Source organism: Paraburkholderia sp. SIMBA_030 (assembly GCF_046535245.1).
GTDB lineage: Bacteria > Pseudomonadota > Gammaproteobacteria > Burkholderiales > Burkholderiaceae > Paraburkholderia.
Map to the genome: position 1 here is coordinate 1 of NZ_JAWRXB010001313.1, position 247 is coordinate 247.

Consider the following 247-nt stretch of genomic DNA (forward strand, 5'->3'; position numbering starts at 1 on the left):
CTCCTATCACACGCCGCGAACCGTCGTGTCGGCGCTGTTTGCCGGCCTGCTCACCAAGGTCGGCATCTACGCGCTGATCCGCGTGATGATCATGCTGATGCCGGTCGAGCGCGAGGAGCTCAGTCTGCTGATCGCCATCCTCGGCGCTGCCACCGTCCTGTCGGGCGCGCTGGGGGCGCTGGCCGAGAGCGATATCCGCCGCGTGCTTGGCTATACCGTCATCTCCGGCATCGGCAGCATGCTGATC

Annotated in this window: 1 protein-coding gene; it reads left to right on the plus strand. The window is 66.0% G+C overall.

Going from position 1 to position 247, the window contains the following annotated elements; genetic code table 11:
• A partial coding sequence (locus tag SB772_RS44300; protein WP_410839063.1) for a proton-conducting transporter membrane subunit occupies positions 1 to 247 on the plus strand: 247 nt, incomplete at both ends.